Annotated in this window: 17 protein-coding genes and 1 pseudogene; 5 read left to right on the top strand and 13 right to left on the bottom strand. The window is 59.2% G+C overall.

What is annotated here, in order from left to right; genetic code table 11:
* The first annotated feature begins 204 nt into the window (after positions 1 to 204).
* Positions 205 to 750, top strand: a complete 546-nt coding sequence (locus DW49_RS0117870; RefSeq protein WP_005736502.1) for a hypothetical protein — start codon at positions 205 to 207, stop codon at positions 748 to 750.
* A 211-nt stretch (positions 751 to 961) separates the two neighbouring features.
* Here the strand turns inward: DW49_RS0117870 and DW49_RS0117865 are convergent, their stop codons facing one another.
* The 9 genes and pseudogenes from DW49_RS0117865 to DW49_RS1000000133920 form a co-directional block, all read right to left on the bottom strand.
* Positions 962 to 1,765, bottom strand: coding sequence for a SirB1 family protein (locus DW49_RS0117865; protein ID WP_005615327.1), 804 nt, complete (start codon positions 1,763 to 1,765; stop codon positions 962 to 964).
* An 82-nt stretch (positions 1,766 to 1,847) separates the two neighbouring features.
* Entirely contained in the window at positions 1,848 to 2,720 is an 873-nt protein-coding gene (locus tag DW49_RS0117860; RefSeq protein WP_005615329.1) for an alpha-amylase family protein, read from the bottom strand.
* Between the two features lie 31 nt (positions 2,721 to 2,751).
* Positions 2,752 to 4,717: pseudogene (locus DW49_RS01000000128525) on the bottom strand (NfrA family protein).
* Positions 4,714 to 6,834, bottom strand: a complete 2,121-nt coding sequence (locus DW49_RS0117850) for a glycosyl transferase family protein (protein ID WP_024421345.1) — start codon at positions 6,832 to 6,834, stop codon at positions 4,714 to 4,716. The pseudogene DW49_RS01000000128525 and the gene DW49_RS0117850 overlap by 4 nt, the downstream one beginning before the upstream one ends.
* A 12-nt stretch (positions 6,835 to 6,846) precedes the next feature.
* Positions 6,847 to 9,060 (bottom strand): cellulose biosynthesis cyclic di-GMP-binding regulatory protein BcsB, encoded by a 2,214-nt coding sequence (locus DW49_RS0117845; protein ID WP_005615331.1) that lies wholly within the window; start codon positions 9,058 to 9,060, stop codon positions 6,847 to 6,849.
* Between the two features lie 167 nt (positions 9,061 to 9,227).
* Complete coding sequence (wecB, locus tag DW49_RS0117840) at positions 9,228 to 10,469, bottom strand: non-hydrolyzing UDP-N-acetylglucosamine 2-epimerase (RefSeq protein WP_005615332.1); 1,242 nt, start codon at positions 10,467 to 10,469, stop codon at positions 9,228 to 9,230.
* 280 nt (positions 10,470 to 10,749) lie between these two features.
* A complete protein-coding gene (locus tag DW49_RS1000000132275) occupies positions 10,750 to 10,899 on the bottom strand; it encodes a hypothetical protein (RefSeq protein WP_235390761.1) in 150 nt (49 codons plus the stop codon).
* 303 nt (positions 10,900 to 11,202) lie between these two features.
* On the bottom strand, positions 11,203 to 11,469 hold the full coding sequence (locus tag DW49_RS0117835; protein ID WP_005615333.1) for a YebG family protein: 267 nt from the start codon (positions 11,467 to 11,469) through the stop codon (positions 11,203 to 11,205).
* Between the two features lie 56 nt (positions 11,470 to 11,525).
* Positions 11,526 to 11,648: a hypothetical protein gene (locus DW49_RS1000000133920; RefSeq protein ID WP_005615334.1), complete on the bottom strand. Its 123-nt coding sequence runs from the start codon at positions 11,646 to 11,648 to the stop codon at positions 11,526 to 11,528.
* Positions 11,649 to 11,896: 248 nt separating this feature from the next.
* Between DW49_RS1000000133920 and DW49_RS0117825 the strand changes: the two genes are divergently transcribed.
* Complete coding sequence (locus DW49_RS0117825) at positions 11,897 to 12,385, top strand: phosphate-starvation-inducible protein PsiE (RefSeq protein WP_003379330.1); 489 nt, start codon at positions 11,897 to 11,899, stop codon at positions 12,383 to 12,385.
* A gap of 68 nt (positions 12,386 to 12,453) precedes the next feature.
* Here the strand turns inward: DW49_RS0117825 and DW49_RS0117820 are convergent, their stop codons facing one another.
* Both DW49_RS0117820 and DW49_RS0117815 read right to left on the bottom strand, forming a co-directional pair.
* Positions 12,454 to 12,786 carry a YXWGXW repeat-containing protein gene (locus DW49_RS0117820; RefSeq protein ID WP_005615335.1) on the bottom strand — a complete coding sequence of 111 codons (333 nt, stop codon included), beginning with the start codon at positions 12,784 to 12,786 and terminating at the stop codon, positions 12,454 to 12,456.
* Between the two features lie 246 nt (positions 12,787 to 13,032).
* Entirely contained in the window at positions 13,033 to 13,365 is a 333-nt protein-coding gene (locus tag DW49_RS0117815; protein WP_005615337.1) for a DUF3509 domain-containing protein, read from the bottom strand.
* Positions 13,366 to 13,529: 164 nt separating this feature from the next.
* Between DW49_RS0117815 and DW49_RS0117810 the strand changes: the two genes are divergently transcribed.
* Entirely contained in the window at positions 13,530 to 14,072 is a 543-nt protein-coding gene (locus tag DW49_RS0117810; protein ID WP_003379336.1) for a sigma-70 family RNA polymerase sigma factor, read from the top strand.
* Positions 14,069 to 15,031, top strand: a complete 963-nt coding sequence (locus DW49_RS0117805) for a FecR family protein (protein ID WP_024420371.1) — start codon at positions 14,069 to 14,071, stop codon at positions 15,029 to 15,031. The genes DW49_RS0117810 and DW49_RS0117805 overlap by 4 nt, the downstream gene beginning before the upstream one ends.
* Before the next feature lie 91 nt (positions 15,032 to 15,122).
* On the opposite strand, the gene DW49_RS0117800 is transcribed toward DW49_RS0117805, so the two are convergent.
* Positions 15,123 to 15,551 (bottom strand): HPF/RaiA family ribosome-associated protein, encoded by a 429-nt coding sequence (locus DW49_RS0117800; protein ID WP_005615342.1) that lies wholly within the window; start codon positions 15,549 to 15,551, stop codon positions 15,123 to 15,125.
* Positions 15,552 to 15,799: 248 nt separating this feature from the next.
* On the opposite strand from DW49_RS0117800, the gene DW49_RS0117795 reads away from it, so the two are divergent.
* Positions 15,800 to 18,301, top strand: a complete 2,502-nt coding sequence (locus tag DW49_RS0117795; RefSeq protein WP_005615344.1) for a TonB-dependent siderophore receptor — start codon at positions 15,800 to 15,802, stop codon at positions 18,299 to 18,301.
* 280 nt (positions 18,302 to 18,581) lie between these two features.
* Here DW49_RS0117795 and fecA read toward each other — a convergent pair whose 3' ends face one another.
* A complete protein-coding gene (gene fecA / locus DW49_RS0117790; protein WP_005615345.1) occupies positions 18,582 to 20,927 on the bottom strand; it encodes a TonB-dependent Fe(3+) dicitrate receptor FecA in 2,346 nt (781 codons plus the stop codon).
* Positions 20,928 to 21,153 lie beyond the last annotated feature (226 nt).

Genomic DNA, 21,153 nt, shown 5'->3' with positions numbered 1-21,153 from the left:
GCGAAATAATTTACCCGTGTCCCGCAACCTAAGTTATTGATAAAATTTGAATTTTACGTTAGTTAGTAGCTGGTTTTTTCGAAAACAGTACACTAGGGCTATGTAGTCCAAGTACGGATTTTCCCCCGGCCATCAATTCAGCCCTTCCGGCTCCGATATGAAGTGTGAACACATTCATATAAGGAGTATCACGTGGGAAGAACAATGTGGGGTGACCTGCCACCGGTAACCGTTGCTGCGCCGCCTGAAAGACTCAAGTTCAAGAAGGCTGCAGAGCAGGTTGGTCAGGTGTTGCAGGAGGTCGGTGAGAATGCCGTTGCGCTCAATTCGCTGGCGATGGAAAAACGCAAGATGAAGCCTTTGTTCAAGGGTTTCAACCCCGAACAGATTACCCCGAAGGATCTCAACAGGGCGGGAATGATCTTGTACAAGTTCGGCATGATTGACAATCATACAGCCGAACTCATGAGCCGCGCGGGTGATGAGTTCGACAAGAAAGGCAAACTTGTCGATCCGAGCAAGGAAATCAATGCACTGGAGTTTTTTGCCAACCGGATCATTGAAATGAAAGAAAAGGCAATGAGCGGAGACCCTTACGCCAAAGTGTTATTGCCAGATTACATCAGGGCAATCCATATCATGCAGAACCTTCAGACATTTGCCGAGTCGGGCGACAGTTACGATATGCGCAAGATCAAGGATATGGAAAGCAAGGGGCTGATCAAACGAACGCCGAATGCCAAGGCGTGAGCGTGCTCAGGGGATAAAAAAGGCCGCTGTGTTCATACACACGCAGCGGCCAAACAAAACGCAGGATCAAGGGAGCTTGCAAATCCACGTCGATTCAACACGCGCAGGTTACCTGTCGTCACGACCGTGAAACATCCCTGTGAGGGATATGCAGCATTACCCTGCAGGTAACAATGCCAAGCAAAAATGAACCGAAAAAATGGCCGCGCCGTCAGTGGACGCTGCGGTTCGATGGCATTTGACTCAGACGCTCTGTGAGCCTGATGCGCTGAATCGGGTCTTCGCTGAGCAGCAACGCGTGCTCCAGGTCGAAACGTTCGGCTTGCGGGCATTCCAGGAACTGATACAGACTGGCGCGGGCCAGGTGATCGCTGCTGGTCGCCTGGCCCAGCTCGATGATTCGATTGGCGTCCTTGAGCGCAGCAATGTAGTCATCGTTGAGCTGATGCAGGTGGCGCAGATTGCGCGACAAGCGCTGCAGCATATGGGGCGGTGTGGCGCGCTTCATGTGTTCGACGTGCAGTTGCAGGGTCGGGCCGAACTGGCGTATCAGCAGCTCGCGGCAGTCTTTGGGGTACAGCCTGCGCCCGCCGCAAGGGTCGAGCACATGGTCGGCACCCGGCACGCGGAGCAGAAAGTGACCGGGAAAGTTGACGCCCTCCAGTGCGATGTCCAGCCGTCGTGCGATCTCCATTGCAATCAAGGCCAGGCCCAATGGTTGCCCGCGTCGTTGCTGCACGATTTTGTGCAGCAGTGCGGAGTCGGGTTTAGGAGGGTTCCAGTCATCCTGTTGAAAACCCAGGGCGCTGAGCTGTCGCAACAGCGGTTGTGCGAGTTCGGCGGCGGGCAGGACCGGCAGGGCAGCGCCGACCTGACGCTGCAACTGGTCCATGTCGCTCATCACCTCATGGCGCGCAAAGTGCGCGTCGTGTTCTGCCGATACCCACAAGGCCGCTTCAAACACCGAGGGCGGCGTCTGTTGCAGGCAGGTCAGGCAATGCTGACGTGGAGTCATTGGCCACCCCGTGCGGCTCAGGCATTCAGTACGAAGACTCTTTGTAGCCCTGCCCGGGAGTTTCGTCCAGCCCCGCTTGTTTCTACTTGTTTAACGCCTCTATCAGCTCGGGCGTCACGTAGTGCGGACCGTCGAACAGGTACAGCGGATACCCATCAAAAGCGGCAATCTGCGGTTTCAATTCGGCAGCGGTTGCCGAGCGGAAGCCACCACCGAACTGCGGGCGAAACGCTTCGACGATGATCCTTACCCGATCTTTGCCCAGCCGTTTGCGCAAGGCATCGGCGTAGGTTCGGGCGACTGGCGCGGTGCGTGCGTAAACGCCGACACCGTCCTGAAAGAACACGCCGATGTCGTCCGGCAGCCAGGTTTTCAGCCAGTCAGCGGTGGCGGCGGGGCCGATGTTGGCGCCGTCGTAGACGCTTATCCACAAAGGTCTTGGCAGTTTTGCCAGCAGTGCGGGCAACTCCTTGGCACGGCTCCAGCTGGGATCGACCTCGGCCGGGAAATACCAGCCGGTGACATTGAGCGGGGTTTTGACTTTGGCCATCTGCGCGGAAAGCACGGCCAATTGTTCGATGTTGTCCCGTGAGCGATTCTCGCTGAAGTAACCCGCCAGCCCGAGGATCACCTCTTGCGCCCAAGGCTGCTGGCCAATACGCGCCCAGTCGGGCAGCACCGGCACATTCGGCAGGTCGGTGCCGGGTATGAACGACTGGTCATCGACCGCCGTCCACTGCACGAGCAATTGCCGCGCGCCGAGTTTGTCCCAGTCACCACTGATACCGACCGTGGCGTTATCCGGCTGCCAGACTATGCCGACCACACCCGGCCCCTTGGGCTGTATCAATTGATACAGCTCGCTGGAGGCGAAGGTCAGCGCAGCCACCAGCATGGCTGCCAGCGAAGTCTTGACCAGTGTTGTCTGGCGTAGCAGTGCGGCCAAAGCCTTCAAGCATTACTCCCTGGTAGATGACTCGCGGTGATCACCACGAGAATGTCATGCGTGCGAATACGCCTTCTGCGCGGTCATCGCCAAAGACTTTCTCGCGGTATTGCACCGAGAAGTCGACATACGATTGTGGCGCCTTGTACTTGTCCTCACGGAACCAGTAGCGCACACCTGTACCCACGCCGACCCCGCCTGCGTTGCCGGACGATGTGCTGCTGCGGCCGAGGCTATCGACCTCGCTGCGCATCTTTGAATCGTAGTCCACTGCGGCGACCACGTGCGGGAATACCACCAATCGCGGGCTGATGCTGTCCAGGCGAAAGCTGCGCCCGACCTGCCATTCACTGTTGAAGTAGTTGCGCTTGTCCTGCAGATAACGCCCTCCTTCAGCGTACAACTGCGAGGTCCACCAACTGGGCACATCGACCCGCAGATCAGTGCCGATGCTGGAGCCGTAGCCCAGACGCACCAGCCAGTCGCCGTCGGCGTTGGAGTTGCCCAAGGGAAAGGTGCGCTCGAACGCGCCGATGACGTTGACCGCGCTGAACGGTTTGACGCGGATACCCAGCGCTCCCTGCAAGGCATCCGCGCCGGTGTCGGAGTCGCCATCCTTGCTCCACAGCGTGTCGGTCACCCGGCCATAAAGCTCGACGAAACGCGCGTTGCGGTAGCCCAATGGTCGCCAGAACACTTCGGTGCTGTTCTGCACGCTGTCGGTCGTGCTGCTCGGCGCGCCGTTCAGGCCGCTGCTGGTGCTGGCGCCGCGATAGGTCGTGGTGTTGGTCAGGCCCCATTCGCGAGACAGGTCGGAAACGGCGCGCCGGGTGTCGAACACCTGTTGATCGGGCATCTTGCAAATCGCCGGTCTGCTGGTAGTCGAGCACGCGCTTGAAGTACGCGATGGCCTGCGCGTCGTCCGATGTGCGCATGGCGCTGTAAGCGGCATCCTGAACTTCACGGGGTTTGAGCCCGCTGCTGCGGTCAACCCGCTTGAATTCGGCAAGTGCTCCGCGATCGTCGCCCGCCTGGCTGAGGAAGTAGGCAATCTGCACTTCATCGCCCGGTTGCAGTTCACCGGCATCGCGGGCCTTTTGCAGGCGTTGCAACGCCTCTTTCGGCTGGCCCATCGCGGCGTACAGCGAGGCCTGCTCGCGCAGCGGCAGATTGCCGACAGCGAGTGCCTGAGCGAAGTCCTGACGCGCGCCGTCCCGGTCGCCGAGGCGTTGGCGCAGTTGCCCGCGCTGTGCGAGCAGGGTGGCATCGTTGCCGTTGAGCGCCAGCGCCTCGGTGGCGGCAGAGCGCGCTTCGGCATATTGCCCTTGAGCGATCAAAGCGCTGACCAGCAGTTTCCGATACGCCATTTGTTTCGGGAAGCTGCGCACTGCGTCACGCGCTTCGCTGACCGCGGTTTCGTTGTCGCCGCGCGCCAGTGCCTTGTAGCCAGCGGCAGCCTTGTTGACCGCCACCTGTTCCTGAATCGCTTGCCGACGGCGAGTCAGCACGGGCTGTGGGCCGACTGCCTGTTCGGCATCGTTGATCGCTACCTGCGCTTCGTCCAGACGCTGCTGACGTTGCAGTGCCTCGATCAGCATCATGCGGTAATCGAGATTCTTTGGGGCCTGTACGATGGCTTTGCGCGCATGGTTAGCCGAACCGTCGTAATCTCGCCTTGCATAAGCGCGCAGCGCCTGATTGCCTTCCACATAGCCCGGCTTTATGCGGGCCTTGGGGAACCGCTGGGGGTGGTCGCGACGGTATTTGTCTCGCTCGGCCAGGGCAATCAGATCGCGCAACTGCTCGGCATCGCCCCGCTGGCGCAACGCTTCGCGCGCCTTGGCGATGGCGAGGTCGTAGTCCTTGCGGTTGTAGGCCATGTAGGCCTCGTTGGCGATGGCATACGCAGGACCGGTCAACGGCAACGGCAGTGTTTCTGCCTGACTGAGCGGCGCAACAAGGCTCAGGCCGCTCACCAGCAGCGACAGGATGAAGGGGCGCTTCATAGTGGCTGCTCCGTTTGATCGTCAGCGTGGTAGTGGTTGTGCTGACGTGCCACAGCCTGTTCGATGGTTTCTCTGGGCAGCACGCCGATGTCGACCAGGTAGTCGCCGATCCGGCCGTGCACATGCGGGCGGTAACCGAGCATGGCTTTGCGGAACACTTCGCGGTCCAGCAGCCCTTGCTCGATCAGCAGGTCACCCAACAGCGGCGCAGCGGACGGCAACGGCTGACCTTCGACCACCTGGAGCTGACGCAACTGCGTGATGATGTCGCTTTCACGCGCAATTAACTGGACCGGTTCGGCACCCAACTGTTCGGTAATCTGTTGCAGGCCTTCTTCCGGGAGCGGGCTGGCGACCGCGATTTCCTGGCGACCCAGTGCATTCATTTGCAGCGGCACGACACGCCAGCGCAGGCAGAACTCATCCGCCAGCGGGTTGCTCGCGCTACGTTTGCCGGCGATGTCGAACACCCGTGGCAGATCGTTCTGGAACGCAATGGCCTCAGCCAGGGTTTCATCGTCGAGCCAGCCGTGGCTGAGCAGAATCCGGCCCAGCGGCACCTGGCGGGTCTGTTGCTCGGCCAGCGCGGTCTGAAGTTTCTCGTCGTTGATGGCCTGCCACGAGATCAGCACGCTGCCCAGACGTCGCGGCGCGGCGGCCACCAGATCGGTGGACGGGAAGTCGTGCATGGTCTTGTCCCAGACCAGTTTGCGATTGAGCACCTTGCCGACCAGAAACATCCGCCAGGCGCGCGCCGCAGCCATGAAGTTGACGAAGTTGCCGACCACCATGCGCGGGATGGACAGCAAGCCATGCTGCCAGCCATACAGAACGGTGGTGAAATAGCAGCGGTGCAAAATCCGCCACAGCAACGCGATGCCGTTGGCCACCAGCAGGTACTGAATGAGACCGTTGGTTTCAAACGGTGTCGGGAAACTGGTGTTCCACAATCCGCTGGAACGCAGCACGATCAAGGCCAGCAACTGCACAAGAATCAGGTAAGCAATGATGCTGACAAACGAAGTCACTACACCTTTGCGGTCGCGAAACAGCAGGTAACGGTTCGCCAGCGAACCGGTCCAGCCCATTTGCTCCCAGCCTTGCAGGCCGATGCCCAGTGTCCAGCGGGCCTTCTGGCGAAACGCGGTGCGGAAGGTGTCCGGGAAAAATTCCCGGACACACAGCGGCATCTCCAGTGTCGACTCGTATGGCTTGCGGAACCACGATTTGCGCAACACCCGGAACTGCACCGGAAAACGCACGAAGATCGCCTGCATGCCGTACTTCGCCAACCGCGCACCGACGTCATAATCTTCGGTCAGGCTTTCGGTGTTGAACGGCTGGTTCTGGTTTTCATCGGCCAGCACCATCAAGGCACGCCGCGAGAAACACGTGCCGACGCCGGCCGAGGGCACGGTATCGGTCATGCTTTCGCGAACGACCAGGTCTTTGCCGTGCCATTCGGCGAACTCGTCCATGTAGGTCCCGGCCACCCATTCGTACCAGTTGCGCTCCAACGATACGACCGGCAACTGGATCATGTCCTTGCGCGGCAACAGGTAGTTGAACAGACGCAGCTCAAGCGGGTGCAGCACGTCTTCGCTGTCATGCAGGATGGTGCCGGCGAACTGCACGGCATGGGTCTGCTCGTACAGGAAAATCGCCTGGATCACCCAGTTCAGGCAGTCGGCCTTGCAGGTCGGGCCATTGTGCGGCACCTCCACACGGTGCAACTGCTTGTAGCGACGGCGCATGCGCTCCACTTCATCGATGGTGCGCTGGTCGTTGATGTAGGTGCCGACAAAAACCACGTAGTTCTGGTAGTCGAGCGTCGACACCATGTTTTCGATCATCGGCGCGATGACATCGTATTCCAGCCACGCCGGAACCATGATCGCCAGCGGCTGCTCGTCGCGGGCAATCAATTGCTCGGCGGTCAGCGGCCGGTAGCGGCGTTCAGCGGTGAACTTGCGGTACAGCCGCCTGGCCCAGTACCAGAGGTCGATGAACAGGTCATCGATACTCGATACCAGAATGATCAGTCCGACAATGATCGTCGCGACTTCCAGCACGCTGTAGTAATGGGCCAGCCAGTAAGGCCAATAGAGCGACGTCATTGCGGCGTCCTGTTACGAGCGATTGCGACGGGCGTTACGGCCAGCCAGCAACAGGATGAGAAACAATACGATGCCGGCCGGAATCAGCCACAGCAGCGAAGGTTTGCGCCAGGCGTCGATGCCGGTGGCTTCATCGTCCTCGATCATCTGGCTGCCGGTCGGATCCTTGGCGTCAAAGGTGGTGAGTGAGCCGCTGTTGGCCAATACCGTGGCGTTGCCGCGCTCCAGCAGCACCGGACGCTCGAACACCGGGGCCTGTCCGCCGAGGGTGCGATAGACCATGCCGTGCTGACCGCCCGCTTCGATCACCTGCAATGAAGCCAGGTGATTGAGGGACTTGAGGTCAAGCAGCGTCTGTTCTTTGTGGTTGATCAGCAGATGGCCGTCGTTGCTGGCTTGAACCGACTCGGCAGCGTCCTTGACGGGCAGCTCGAAGGCCAGAAACGCCTTGGCCGGGGTCACGGCAACGCTGGCGTCATCGCTGACGCTCAGTTGCGCACGCAACGGCGAGACACCGGAGGCGCTGGCGATGCGGATGACCTGCGGCAGGCTGCTGGCCGGGCGCTCAAGGTAGCCTTTAGGCACCATTACCTGAGTGTCGGTGGCGAATCGCGCCGCCATGCCCGAGAAATTTGCGTCCGGGGTAATCTTGTCCAGCACCACATGGCTGGTTGGCAGGACCGAGATCGGGAAAGCCTGCGGCGTTTCAAGGCACTGGTTGCTGACCGGCTGACGCTGGAAAGACACGCGCAGGACGTTCTGAGCTGCCAGTGCATATTGCGGAATCCGTGCTTCGATGCGCTCTTTCTTGCCATCGGCGGTCAGTTGCATCGCACCGATCAGGTAATCGTTGAGGAACAGCGTGGCAACCGGCGGCGTTCCCGACGCGCCCGGTGCGGCGGCGACGTCGATCATCGCGGTCACCGGCACACGGCCGTCGTAGGCCACGCTGCCCAGCGGGAACGAAGCGCTCCAGTCGGTTTTCGCCAGCACATCCACGGTGCCAGGCTTGCCGCCCAGACGCGTCAGCGCTACACGGCCGTCCTCACTGAGCGGCATGGGGGTTTCTTCGCCAATGGTCAGTTGGCGATTACGCGCCAGTGTGTTCCACGCCGAACTGAACAGGCCGATGGCTTTGCTGGCCGACTCTGGCTTGATCATCAACAACGCGCGATTGCCCAGCAGGGCCAGGCTCACGTCCTCGGTGCTGTTGGCAACCGGTTGCTTGATATGCCGCGCGCGCCACTGAGTCAGCGCAGCGCCAGCCGAGGTATCAAGGCCTTGTACCTGTGCCTGAAGAGCATTCAGGGAATCATCAATGGCCTTGAGCAATGGCGCGTCGCTGATCGCAAGGTCTGCCTGCAACGCCGGTGTCTGGCCGAGCATCAGCAATGCGCCGATCTCTGCCGGGTCGCGCAGGGTGTACTGACCCTTGCCGTCGAGGCTGGCGAACGCCGGGATCTGCTTGAGCTCTGCCGGAATGTTCAGATTGCTCAGGTCCACGCTGTCCTGCACGGCTGGAAACGGCAGAATGCGTGCCTGTTTACCGATCCGCTCCAGCGCCACGCCCATACGCCAGGCCGCATCGTAACTGGCGCTGGACAGAGTGCCCGGCGCAACCAGCAAGCCAGGTTTACCGGGCAGCGCATTCCATGCCGCACCAACATCCTGCAACTGGCTGGCGTCATAGCTGTACGTCAGGCGCGTGTGCGGGTCGATGCGCAATACGTTGCCGATGGCACGCTGGTCTTCGCAGAGCACCTTGGAGATCACCGAGGACCAGGCGATCCCCAGACGCACCGAGCCGCTTTCGCGCGCAGCCTTGTCGACGCCCAGGGTCGCGCTGGCGTTGCCCTGTTCTTCGTTGAGGCCCAGCGCACGCACCGGATAACCGTCCAGCGACAGCAGCAGCGTATTGCGGCCGGCTTCGCCATTCAGATAGCTGGCGTCAAAATTCAGCGTCGCATCAGTCAGCGGCACATTGGCCGGCACCGGCAGATAAAGCTCGCGGCGTGCATCGGTGGCATTGAGGATGATCGGGCGATCAATGCCCAGCTCCCGCAACTCGATCACGCGCTCCTGACGGCTGTCAGCCGTGATCCGGTTGATCGCCTGGGTCAACGGGCTCTCGGCAGCGAGGGCAAAGGCAGGCATCAGAGCCAACAGGCTCATCCCGCAGGCAAGGACATTCAACGCGCCCATGTTTACGGCAACGGAAGATTTCATCAGGCAGATCTCGGTGAGGGCTCAAGGCCATTGGGTCTTGATGCAGAGTGCCGGTCCGTTACAACGTTTTACGGGCACTCGGTTGGAACCGAGTGCCCTTATCGCTTGCGGACTGCATCCTGCGGAATGGTTCAGGTGTTGGTTTGCGCTACCTGCGCGTTTTCTCGCTAACTGGCCATCGAGCGCAACTGGGCATGGTGTGGCTGAGGCTTGATTCGGGTGTCGTGCTGAAGGTCCATCGCGTCGGGGCGCTGACGCGGCAGTTCAGCGACAAACTCATCCACCGGGCGGCCCATCAGGGCATCGACAATGCGCGCACTGGCCTTGCCGTCGCCATAAGGGTTGGCTGAGCGGGAAGCGTTCTGCCAGAGAATTTCATCGTCAAACAGCGCGTTCACCCCGTTGATGATTGCGTCCGTCTCGGTGCCCACCAGGCGTACGGTGCCCGCTGCGACGGCTTCCGGACGTTCGGTAACGTCACGCATTACCAGCACCGGCTTGCCCAGCGACGGCGCTTCTTCCTGCACGCCGCCTGAGTCAGTGAGGATGACGTGGGCACGTTGCATCAGGCGCACGAACGACAGGTAGTCCAGCGGCTTGATCAGGTGCACGTTGGGCAATTCGCCCAGGTGCTCGGTCACCGGCCCCAGCACATTGGGGTTGAGGTGCACTGGGTAGACGATTTGCATATCGTCACGCTTGGCCAGCTCGGCCAGCGCCTTGCAGATATTCAGGAAGCCATCGCCGAAATTCTCGCGACGATGCCCCGTGACCACCAGAACCTTGCGCTCAGGCACCAGAAACGAAAACTGGCGATCAAGTGCATGGCGCAACTGGCGGTTGCTGTCGATCCGCTGTGCGGTCAATTGCAATGCGTCGATCACGGTGTTGCCGGTCACGAACGAGACACCTTGCAGGCGTTCGCCCAGCACATTGCGACGTGACTCGGCGGTTGGAGCAAACAGGTGATCGGAGATCAGGTCGATGCAACGACGGTTCATCTCTTCAGGCCAGGGCTGACGAATGTCGCCAGTACGCAGGCCCGCTTCGACGTGACCGATGGGGATGCGGCGGTGAAAGGCCGACATGGCCGCAACCATCGCCGACGTGGTGTCACCGTGAACCAGAATCTTGTCCGGCTTCATTTCGTCCAGAATCGGATCGATGGCGGCATAAAGCGCTGCCGTCAGGGAATTCAGGGTCTGCTCGGGGCGCATCACGTCGAGGCTGTAATCAGCCTTGAGCTCGAACATGTCCAGCACCTGTTGCAGCATGCTTTGGTGTTGCCCGGTTATGCAGACGATACCCGGCTCTGCGGCCAGTGCTCTGACCAAAGGCGCCATCTTGATGGCTTCTGGACGAGTGCCGAAAATTGAAAGGACCTTCATTCTGGGGTGTTGACCAGCCATTTATTTCCTCCCGCGCTTTGAGCGCGCCGCACAGCAGCAAAACCAGGCTGCAACCAGCTTGGTTAGCTTGCGAGTTGATGAGTTTCTCGGGCGGGAATAATCGGAGTGGATGACTCGATGTTCACTTCAATGTGATGTAGCCATTTGCCTTGTTACCCGGATTTGTCTGGATTATTAGCAGAAGAAATTAGTAATGCCAAACTTTTTATTAACTATTTTTCAAAGTAACAGTTTGTCGGAACTTTCATTTTTTAACACGGTCTGTAAATGGTTAAAACTTTTAAAAATCAGGTTTTGACCAATGAATACAGGGGTTTGAGGCGCTGATAGTAGCGTGGTTGCCGCAGTTTTCATAGCCTGTACATGCGTTGTAACTGGGTGTGATGGCAAAAAGTTCCAACAAAAAATCAGCGGCTTCGGTACGGGTCACTACAGCAGATTCCTGACGCCTGTTAAATGACAATAATAGAGAAGGGGTTCACAAAACTGGCGCTGAGATTATGACGGTGTGGAACTTTAATTATGTAGCGAATTTGCGGAGTGGGCGAGCAGGGGGATGTTGTGAACCGGGTTACATATGATCAAGTTGTCAGGTACAGGCACTATCAGGTTAAAGGCAGTCAAGCCAAAGGCAGTCAGGTCAAAGGCAATCAGGTCAAACGCAGTTGCTTTGATCAACAGATGACAAATCAGCGACCTCCTCGGGTGAGGAGGGTCGCAGGGCAGGCCGCAATCAGCCTTCCGACTCGGCAGGCTCCGAGAGCTCGCTCAACGCTGTTGCGTTGTTTTTGAACGCCGCTGCAAACACGGCCCGATTCTTCGCCATATAGATGCTCGCATCCTCAGCATGCTTCTCCGAGATCCCCGGTACGTTCTTGATCAGGACGTCGGTGAGAAGCTCGGCCAGCTCGAGCATTTGGTCGTGCGCATCGGCGAGTTTACGGTCCACGAAAGTAGTCTCCAGATCGCGGGTACTGCGGTAAAGGGTTTCAACAGCCATGTTGGCCTCGTCGTCTTATCCAGTGTTTAAGGGGCTAGACCCGGACGCTCAGTGCTTCACGCTCTGACCAGCGGGTTGATGCAAAAGCTGTGATCGTGCATGACCAGCATGCCGGTCAGGTGTCGCGAGCGGTGCACCGCATCGGGCGCGCCACATTGAAGGCCAATCAACTCACGCACGCATCTGCGTTGCGGTGATTCTCGATTACTGTGTTTTTATACAGTAAAAGCCATGTGCCTATCAACCCCTGCCTGACTGATGGCGTTTGAGCATCTTTTTGCCCGATAAATGTGCCTTGCGACAACCCGCCGCGCTCTCAACCATAGCCTATGGCCCTGTTCCTGCTTTAAAAAGCAGGCCACAACGAGCGTCACGAGTACCCGGCATCATCCGGTTGGCATAAACCAAGGTTCAGAGGTAAAGCGTCATGGGAAACAAATGGGCAGAAAAGCTGCGGCACCGAGTGCACGCGCAAGCCGAATCACTGGGCAACCTCTGCGTCGAGAGCTTCCACTTTCTTGCGCTGTTCGCCATCGGCGCAATCACCGCCTGGGCGTCAGTGGTCGCATTCCTGGGCATGGTCGAGAAGGGCAACGTCACCGTCGATGACATTCTGTTGCTGTTTATCTACCTGGAACTGGGGGCGATGACGGGGATTTATTTCAAAACCAACCACATGCCCGTGCGCTTTTTGATCTACGTCGCGATCACGGCCCTGACCCGCCTGCTGATTTCCGACGTGTCTCATCACAACCCGCCGGACATTGGCATCATCTACCTGTGTGGCGGCATTCTGTTGCTGGCGTTCGCGATTTTGGTGGTGCGCTACGCGTCGTACAAATACCCGTCGGCGAAGATTCCCGATTCATCCAGCGCGGTCAAAGGCGCCGTGACCGAGGAGAAAGGCGAGGTCTGAGGCGGCAATGGCGGCATCCGGGAACGATGCCGCCATGAAGTTGCTATGCAGGCATTGATATAAAGGCATCAGTTGGCCCACACCCCGGCGTGCCAGTGCCAGCCATCCCCTGCGCTTTCCCAGTGCGGATGCACATAGCGATAGCCAGGCCGTTCCGCCTCCCAGTGGCCGTGAACCGGCACGTAGCGCTCACCATTCCAGTGCCAGTAACCACGCGCCCACACATAGCCGGGACGCGCAGCCGGTTCGACTTCGATCACCCGCTCGGGCGGCGCTTGCGGCGCGATGACTTCTTCGACGTATTCGTGATGTGCGTGCGATCGCTCATGAACGACTCGCTCCTCGACACAACCTGACGCTATCACAAGTGATGCGATCAATACCCCGTAACGTAAGAACATGTTGCCTCCTCGGAATTATCCGGCGGTGCAGTGGCGCTGAACGCAATGCCCAGTCGCTCGAATGTTTCTGCGCAAGGAATGTTGTAGCAGGTTGTATCTGTACTTTTGCTGAACCTTGGGGGGAGGGGCTGACGCGCTCAAAACCCTGACCTCGTCAACGACGTCAGAGCTGTGTGAATTGACAGGATTGAAAATTGACAGGCTATGAAGCGGGGAGTGGCGGCTCCACCCCCGAAATAAATGTCGTCAGATGGCGGCGGTTGTATTCGTCTGGCCTGAGGCCCAAGGACCATTCGCAGGCCTCGGCGCTTTCTGCAACGTGACACCGTCGGTCATCGCCGCGAGGATCTTGATAGCGCTCTCGCCACGCTCGATGGCGATGCCGAACTGTACGCTTTCAATGAGTTTGCGCAGGCGCAGCGGGTCATTACGTTGCGCGGCGCTGATCAGGCGCTTGGCAACGACTCCGCGTTCGTTGGACAAGGTCAGCATGATGCTGCCCTCCAGCCCCTGAATGCTCAGATTCACCCGATAGTCGGGGTGAAAAGTGTCCGTGATCATCTGAAAAGGATTGTCCATATCATTCACCTGCTCAATGGTTCTGCATAAGTTGACCGGGTATTTGTCCTTTTAGTTCTCGATGACTGATCAGCGGTTGCTTTACTCCTGTGCTTGCTGCTGACAGATTTTGATGTCATCTTTCGCGTTAATGATAATTTTTCGTGTTTGAGAAGCTTTGACGTATGCGCGACTTTTCCGCCGTTGATGATGACTCCAGTCGTCGCCAACAAATGACCGAGCTCTACGTCGACCACCACTCGTGGTTGCAGAACTGGCTGCGGAAAAAACTGGGCTGCTCGCAGCGTGCAGCCGATCTTGCTCATGACGCTTTCGTTCGAATTCTTACCCTGACCGAACCGCTCAACCTCAAGGAACCGCGCGCTTTTCTGGCGACTACGGCCACCCGTCTGCTGATCGACGGTGCGCGCCGCCGCAAGGTCGAACGCGCTTATCTGGATGCGTTGGCGCTGCATGCCGACGAGGCGAGCATTCCCAGCCCTGAAGCCATTCACGCCGCGCTGCAGATACTCGAGCGAATCGCCCGGTTGCTTGAAGGTCTGCCCGAAAAACCCCGGCAGGCCTTCTTGCTCCACCGTCTTGATGGTCTGACGTACAGCGAAATCGCCACTCATTTGGGGGTGTCCTCCAGCATGGTCAAACAGTACATGGCCAGCGTCATGGTGCATTGCTACAAGGCACTGCATGGTTCGGGCCATTTTGCATGAGCGACCAGGGTGAACCCTCCGAACGAATGATCACCGAGTCCGCTTCCTGGCTGGCCTTGCTTCAGGATGAGCCGGTCAGTACGGCCGACAGAAATGCATTCGAACGCTGGCGAAAGGCTGATCCCGGGCATGAGCTTGCACTGTCGCGGATGCAGTCTCTGTGGGGCAGTTTTGACGAATTGTCCGACACTCCGGCGCGCATTGCCCTTCGTCAGACTTTCGCACCTGCGGGGTCGAAACCGGCATCGCGTACTGTTCAGGCGCTGGCCTTGGTGGGGGTGCTGGTGTGCGGCTGGATGAGTGTCGAGCGCCTGCCGGTGTGGATGGCAGACCGGCACACCGACGTGGGCGAGCGAAGCGAATTTTCCCTTGCCGATGGCAGCCAGTTGCAGCTCAACAGTGGCTCTGCGCTGGATGTTAAATTCGATGAACGGCAACGCGTGATCGAGTTGTTACAAGGCGAACTGTGGGTCGAGGTGGCCAAAGATGTGCAGCGACCATTTGTGGTGCGCACAGACCAGGGCACCATCACCGCGCTGGGCACACGTTTTGTGGTGCGTCGCGGCGAGGAGGGCACCACGGTCAGCGTGCTGGAATCGGCCATTGCCGCCCAGGCCAACACGGCCGATGTGGTGAAAGTCGCTACCGGTCAGCAGGCGCTGCTCAAGGATGGACGTGTGCAGACGCCGCACGCCTTGGGCAGTGATGACCCGGCAGACTGGACGCGCGGCGTGCTCAAGGTTGATGACCGGCCGTTGAGTGAAGTGCTGCAAACCCTGGCGGCCTATCGCCACGGCCTGTTGCGCTTCGATACGCAAGCGCTTGCAGGCCTGCGCGTGTCGGGCGTGTTCCGGCTGGATGACACCGATGCGGCATTGGCCACACTGGCTGACAACCTGCCGATCAAGGTCGAGCGGTTTACCGACCTGCTGGTCATCGTCAAGCCTGACGCTCGATGACACAGCGCTGATAAAAGACAAAAAAGGCGAACCGTTGCCGGTTCGCCCTTTGTTTGCAAAACGTGTTTGTTTTGCGAGATGTGTCAGATTATCAGCCCAAACGAGCGGCTTCTTTCTCCTGCTCTTTTTCCAGAAATTCTTCTTCGAGCAGCGCGTCTGGGCTGATCGGGTCGTCGTCCTGCTCGGCAAGAACCGGCGCAGCACTGCGTTTACCACGCAGTTTGCCAAACAGATGCTCCAGAGCGTGATCAAGCTTCACGGCTGCGCCGTCCACCGCCTGATCGACCGTATCGGCCTTGTGGGAAACAGAAATGGGTTGGTGTCCTTTTGGCCGGGCTTCCATCTGGCATTTGATGTCGTGCGGGCCGGGCTTGTCGCCGTTTTCATCGCGGATATGGACTTCCACGCGAGTCAGGTCTTCATCGTAGTGTTCGAGCGTGCTTTCAACGGTGGTACGAACCCACTCCTCCAGTCGGATACTGCTTTCGATGTGATTATCGCTATTGACCTGGATTTGCATAGTTAATCCTTATTAGGGCTTGCTCGTGCGAGGCTGGACTACGTGATTCCTTGCGGAATCGATTTCGTTTGCGCTCATTCACAGTGTTGGCGTCAATGGCCCAACAATTCAACCCCAATATGGAAGAAATATTTCGCAGTAAAAAAATTATTCGTGACTTATTGAATGAAAATCCATCTCATTCGCTGTCTGTTTTGCGATCGTGTGCGTCATGGCTAAGGAAACCCAATCTATACCAAGGATCTGTCATGCCCCGTCCCGCCCGTTCGCTGCACCCCTTGGCACTTGCCGTACTCATGGCCTGTGCAGCGATGGCGTCGCACGCCGCCCAGCCTTTATCGCCGAATACAGACGTCAGTGCGGCGCGTAGTTTCTCGATACCGGCCGGGGATCTGAGCCAGGTACTCAATACCTTTTCGGAGCAGGCGGGCCTTGCGCTGGCGTTCGACCCGGCGCTTACCCGGGGTAAACGCAGCCCCGGTTTGCAGGGGCAATACGGCACCGACGAGGCGATTGCCCGTTTGCTGAGCGGCAGCGGTTTGCGCGCCACGGCATTGTCGGCCAACCGCTATCGCATCGAAATCGCGCCCGAGGCGGTGGAGGGTTCGCTGGAATTGCAGGCGACCACCATCAGCGGCGCGTCCCGGCTGGAGACCGCTACGGGGCCTGTAACCGGTTATGTGGCGACGCGCGGCCTCTCGGCGACCAAGACCGACACAGCGCTGATCGAAACCCCGCAGTCGATCTCGGTTGTGACCAAAGACCAGATGAAAGCCCAGGGCGCGGAGAACCTCAGCCAGATGTTGCGCTACAGCGCCGTCGTGGTGCCCGAGACACGCGGCTCGACGGCTTCGCGTCTGGACATGCTGAGCATCCGCGGTTTTTCGCCTGCGCTTTATCTGGACGGGCTGCGCATGCCGGACAACCGTGATGCCGCGCCACAGAAAGACGTGTTCGATCTGGAGCGTGTGGAAGTGCTGCGCGGCCCTGCGTCGGTGCTGTACGGTCAGGCCAGCCCCAGTGGCGTGGTGAACATGGTCAGCAAGTTGCCCACCGAGACGCCGTTCCATGAGATCGGTCTGACGTATGGCACCTTCAACAAGAAGCGCACCACGTTCGATTTCGGCGGCCCGATTGATGATCAGGGCGTTTATTCCTATCGCCTGTCCGGGCTGTACGACGATGCCGACGGCCAGATCGAACACACCGAAACCCGTCGTCAGTCACTGGCCTCGGCGTTCACCTGGCGGCCCAACGAGGACACTTCGCTGACCCTGCTGGCCAATCTGCAGAGCGATCCAAAGGGGGCTTCCTACGGATCGATGCCGGCCTATGGTTCAGTGGTGAACAGCCCTACCGGGAGGCACATCGATTTTGATTTTTATGATGGCGAGAAGAATTTCGAGAAGAGCGACCGTGAATATCACGCCGTCGGCTATCTGTTCGAGCACCATCTGAACGACGTCTGGACCTTCCGTCAGAACGCACGTTACCTGCGCAGCGAAGGGGTTTATCGAAGCATCTACAACGGCTGGGGCACATTGCAGCCTGACTATCGCACCTCCGAACGCGCCACCATCGCCACCGATGTGAATCTGGATTCCTACACCATCGATAACCAGATGCAGGCCAATTTCGACACCGGCCCGTTGCAGCACACGCTGTTACTGGGGGCGGATTATCAGAACACCAGCACCGACACCAAGGCGGGTTATGGCATAGGGCCAACGCTGGACATTTTCGACCCGGTCTATGGCTCGCCCGTCGAGGTTCCAGCCTTTACCGAGTCGAGCACACAGCGTGATCAGCAGAAGGGCCTGTACCTGCAAGAGCAGTTGAAGTGGGACAAGTGGGTGCTGTTGATGGGCGGCCGCTACGACTGGGCCGAGAGCAGCAACAGCTCTACCAACCTCACTTCAAGCACCAAGACCCGATCTTCGGCCGACAGCGAAGCGTTCACCGGGCGTCTGGGTCTGGTTTACCTGTTTGATAACGGCCTGGCGCCTTACATCAGTTACTCGGAATCCTTCGAGCCACAAAGCGGTACGGGGCTGGGCGGTTCGCTGTTCGACCCGACCGAAGGTACGCAATACGAGCTGGGTATCAAGTACCAGCCGCCCGGCAGCAACAGCTTTATCACAGCGGCGATTTTCGACCTGCGTCGTTCCAATGTGCTGAGCCAGGACCCCAATGGCAACCTGTGCAACGGCGCGGTCTGTCAGGTGCAGACCGGTGAAGTGCAGTCGCGTGGTTTCGAGCTGGAAGGCAAGGCCAGTTTGAACGACAACCTGGACATTACTGCGGCGTATGCCTATCTGGATAACCGGGTGACCAAGTCCAGCAACGTGGTCAATGTTACGTCCGGGATCATCGGCGATACCCCAGGTCCTGATCTGACCACCAAAGGCACCACGGCACCGGCCATTCCACGCCACACCGCCTCGGCGTGGGTGGATTACACGGTTCATGACGGGCAGTTGAAAGGTGCTGGTGTGGGTGGCGGCGCACGTTATGTAGGCGCGAGTTGGGGGGATGAAGCCAACACCCTGAAAGTGCCGGGTTACACGCTGTTCGATGCCGCCGTGCATTACGACATTCCGAACATCAGCAACGCGATGGACAACCTGCGCCTGGCGCTGAACGTCACCAATCTTGCCAACAAGGAATACGTTGCGTCGTGCTACACCTATTCATGGTGCTGGTACGGCTCGCAACGCACCGTGCAGGCGAGTGCTACGTATCGGTGGTGACAGGGGGGCGCCCTTCACGCTACTACGCTCCAGCGCTTATCGTGATACATAAGTCCGTTTCTGATTCTGCCCGTAGGGCGTGGGAGCGAACTTGTTCGCGATGGGCTGCGAAGCGCCCCAAGCCGGCCACCTTGGTTGTATCTGGTGCACCGAGTCGGCTGGTTTCGCTGCCGGTTCCCGGCAGTTCGCGGACGAGCGAAGCATCGCCCGGTCCGCTCCTACGAAAACCGAGAGATCGCGGACGAGCGAAGCATCGTCCGGCCCACTATGACCCTGAGAACTAGAACGCAACCGACGTCTGCACATACACCGTGCGCGGTTCGCCGACGTATTTGCCGCGGTTGTTGTCGTCGAACGAGCGGGTGTAGTACTGGCGGTTGAAGATGTTCTTCATCCCGACCGCTACGTTGAGGTCCGACAGTTGTGGGCCGAAATCGTAGTTGGCGCGGCTGCTGAACAGCATGTACCCAGGGATCTTGCCGGTGCTGCCGTCGGCGCTTTCCGCTGCTGTGTTGGCGTTGTCGGCGAACTGGTCGCTCTGGAATGAACTGTCAAAATTCAGCTTCCACGGCCCTTCGGTGTAGCTGACGCCCATCGTGCCTTTATGTTTTGACGAGAACGGCACACGATTGCCCTTGTTCGGCCCGTCTTCGCGGATGGTCGCGTCAACAAACGCATACGTTGCGTAAACATCGTAACCGGCCAGTATCGGGTTCAGACCTTCCAGCGCGTAGTTGACGCTGGTTTCTATCCCTTGATGACGCGTCTCGCCGCGTGCGATCACTGTGTCGTTGGTCTGGTTGCTGTCGTACTGGTTATCGAAGTTGATCAGGAACGCGCCGATCTCGGCCCGCAGGTTGCCGTTGTCGTAGCGCGTGCCCAGCTCCCAGGTGCGTGCTTTTTCCGGTTTGACTTCATCCCCGGTCACGCGATTGGGCATTTGGCTGTATTGCACGCTGCCGAACGAACCTTCGGTGTTGGCGTACAGGTTCCAGGTGTCGGTCAGGTGATAAAGCACGTTCAACGCAGGCAGCGCGGTGCTGTAGTCGCCCTGGTATCTGGCGTTGGTCAGGTTGTTGTTCTGCGCGGTGTCGATCATCTCGTAGCGAACGCCCGGCGTGATGGTCCACTTGCCGATGTCGATACGGTCGTCGATGTAGAAGGCATGCGCTTCGGTAGCACCGCGTGTGTCGCGGTCGTTGCGGCTGGCGGTGGTCGGCAGGTTGCCGGTCACCGGCTCGCGATAGCGCAGTTCGTGGCCGGCTTCGTTGACATAGCGGTAGCCAACGCCCACTTCATGCCAGGTTTCGCCCAGGGCAAAACCTTGTGAGAAGCGTGTTTCCAGGCCGCGCACCCAGTATTCGCGCGGCGACAGGGAAACGAAGCTGCCCTGGTCGAGATAGCCGCTGCGCAGGGTCTTGGTGAAGAACGTGTTGGCGGTGAATACGCGCGCATCCTCTTCATAGCGATAGCCGAAGTTGAACATCGTGCGGCGGCCCCAGAACTTGTCTTTAAGGCGCGTCGACTGATACGGATCGGCATCGTAATCCTTGACGCTCAGGCCGCCGGGCATCTGTGCTTCGCCCTCGTAATACTGCGCCATTGCGTTAAGGCTGTTGGCCTCGTCTATCTGGTATTTGCCCTTGAGAATCAGGTCGTCGATCTGGGTATCGCTGTGCTCGCGCCAGTCACCGCCGCGCACGCCGGAATACAGAATCGCGCCGCCCAGGCCGTTGTCGGCGGTGCCGCCGGCCAGCAGATTGCCAGTGGTCTTGAAGCCATCGTTGCTGGACGATGGGCTGGTTTCGGTCTGCAGGCCGCCTTTGAGGGTTGGCGCGTCAGGGATGGCGCGGGTCACGAAGTTGACGATGCCGCCCACGTTCTGCGGGCCATAACGCACGGCGCCGCCGCCACGTACCACGTCCACGGCGTCCATGTTGCCCATGCTGATCGGCGCGAAAGACAGCTGCGGCTGGCCATAAGGCGCAAACGGCACCGGGATGCCGTCCATCAATACCGTGGAGCGTGACGCCAGACGCGGGTTGAGGCCACGAATGCCGAAGTTCAGCGCCATGTCATGGCTGCCCGTGCCGTTGTTGTCCGGTGCGTTGACGCCGGGGATACGATTGAGCACTTCGCGCGCCGAGGTTGCGCCGACCCGCTCGAATTCCTCACGACGAATCACGTCACGTGCGCCGGGGTGCTCGAAGACATTGGTCTGCTGCGCTTCACCCAGCCAGTCACCGACCACCGTGGATGCGCCCAACTCGATCGGTGCGCCAGCGGCACTGGCCGATTGCAGGGTGAAACCGTTATTAACGTCGGCCATCGCCTGCAAACCGGTACCTTCCAGCAAGGCATTGAGGCCTTGCTCGGGCGTGTATTGCCCTTCCAGCCCACGGCTTTTCAGGCCGCTGGTGATCTGCGAACCGTAGGAAATCAGCACACCTGACTCTCGACCGAACTGGCTCAGCGCCGCTTCAAGCTCGCTCGGCGCGATGTGATACACCTTGGGTGCCACGTCGGCAGCGTAAGCCGACAGGCTACCCACCGAAAGGCTGGCGCCGAAAATGACATGGCGCAACGTGCGCACCAGCGGTGAGAGTTGAGTAGGGCGGGCTGACATGCAGGAGTCCTTTGACCGGAAGGTTGAGAGATGCTTTCCCTGTCTGTCACGCGAGCAATCGAAAACGGCTCACGTTTTTTTAAATTATTTGCAGAGGGCTCATCTGCGGTTGCGAGCACCTATAAAAGCGCTTTTTCACCGCGATGGCACTGACGACGCAGAGTGCGACGTAAGTGACGGCTGAGTCCTGGCGCTGATCCGGGGGATGCGAGGCAGGACGCCGAGC

This window comes from Pseudomonas avellanae BPIC 631 (assembly GCF_000444135.1).
Classification (GTDB): domain Bacteria; phylum Pseudomonadota; class Gammaproteobacteria; order Pseudomonadales; family Pseudomonadaceae; genus Aquipseudomonas; species Aquipseudomonas avellanae.
This window is presented reverse-complemented; position numbering and strand designations above follow the sequence as displayed.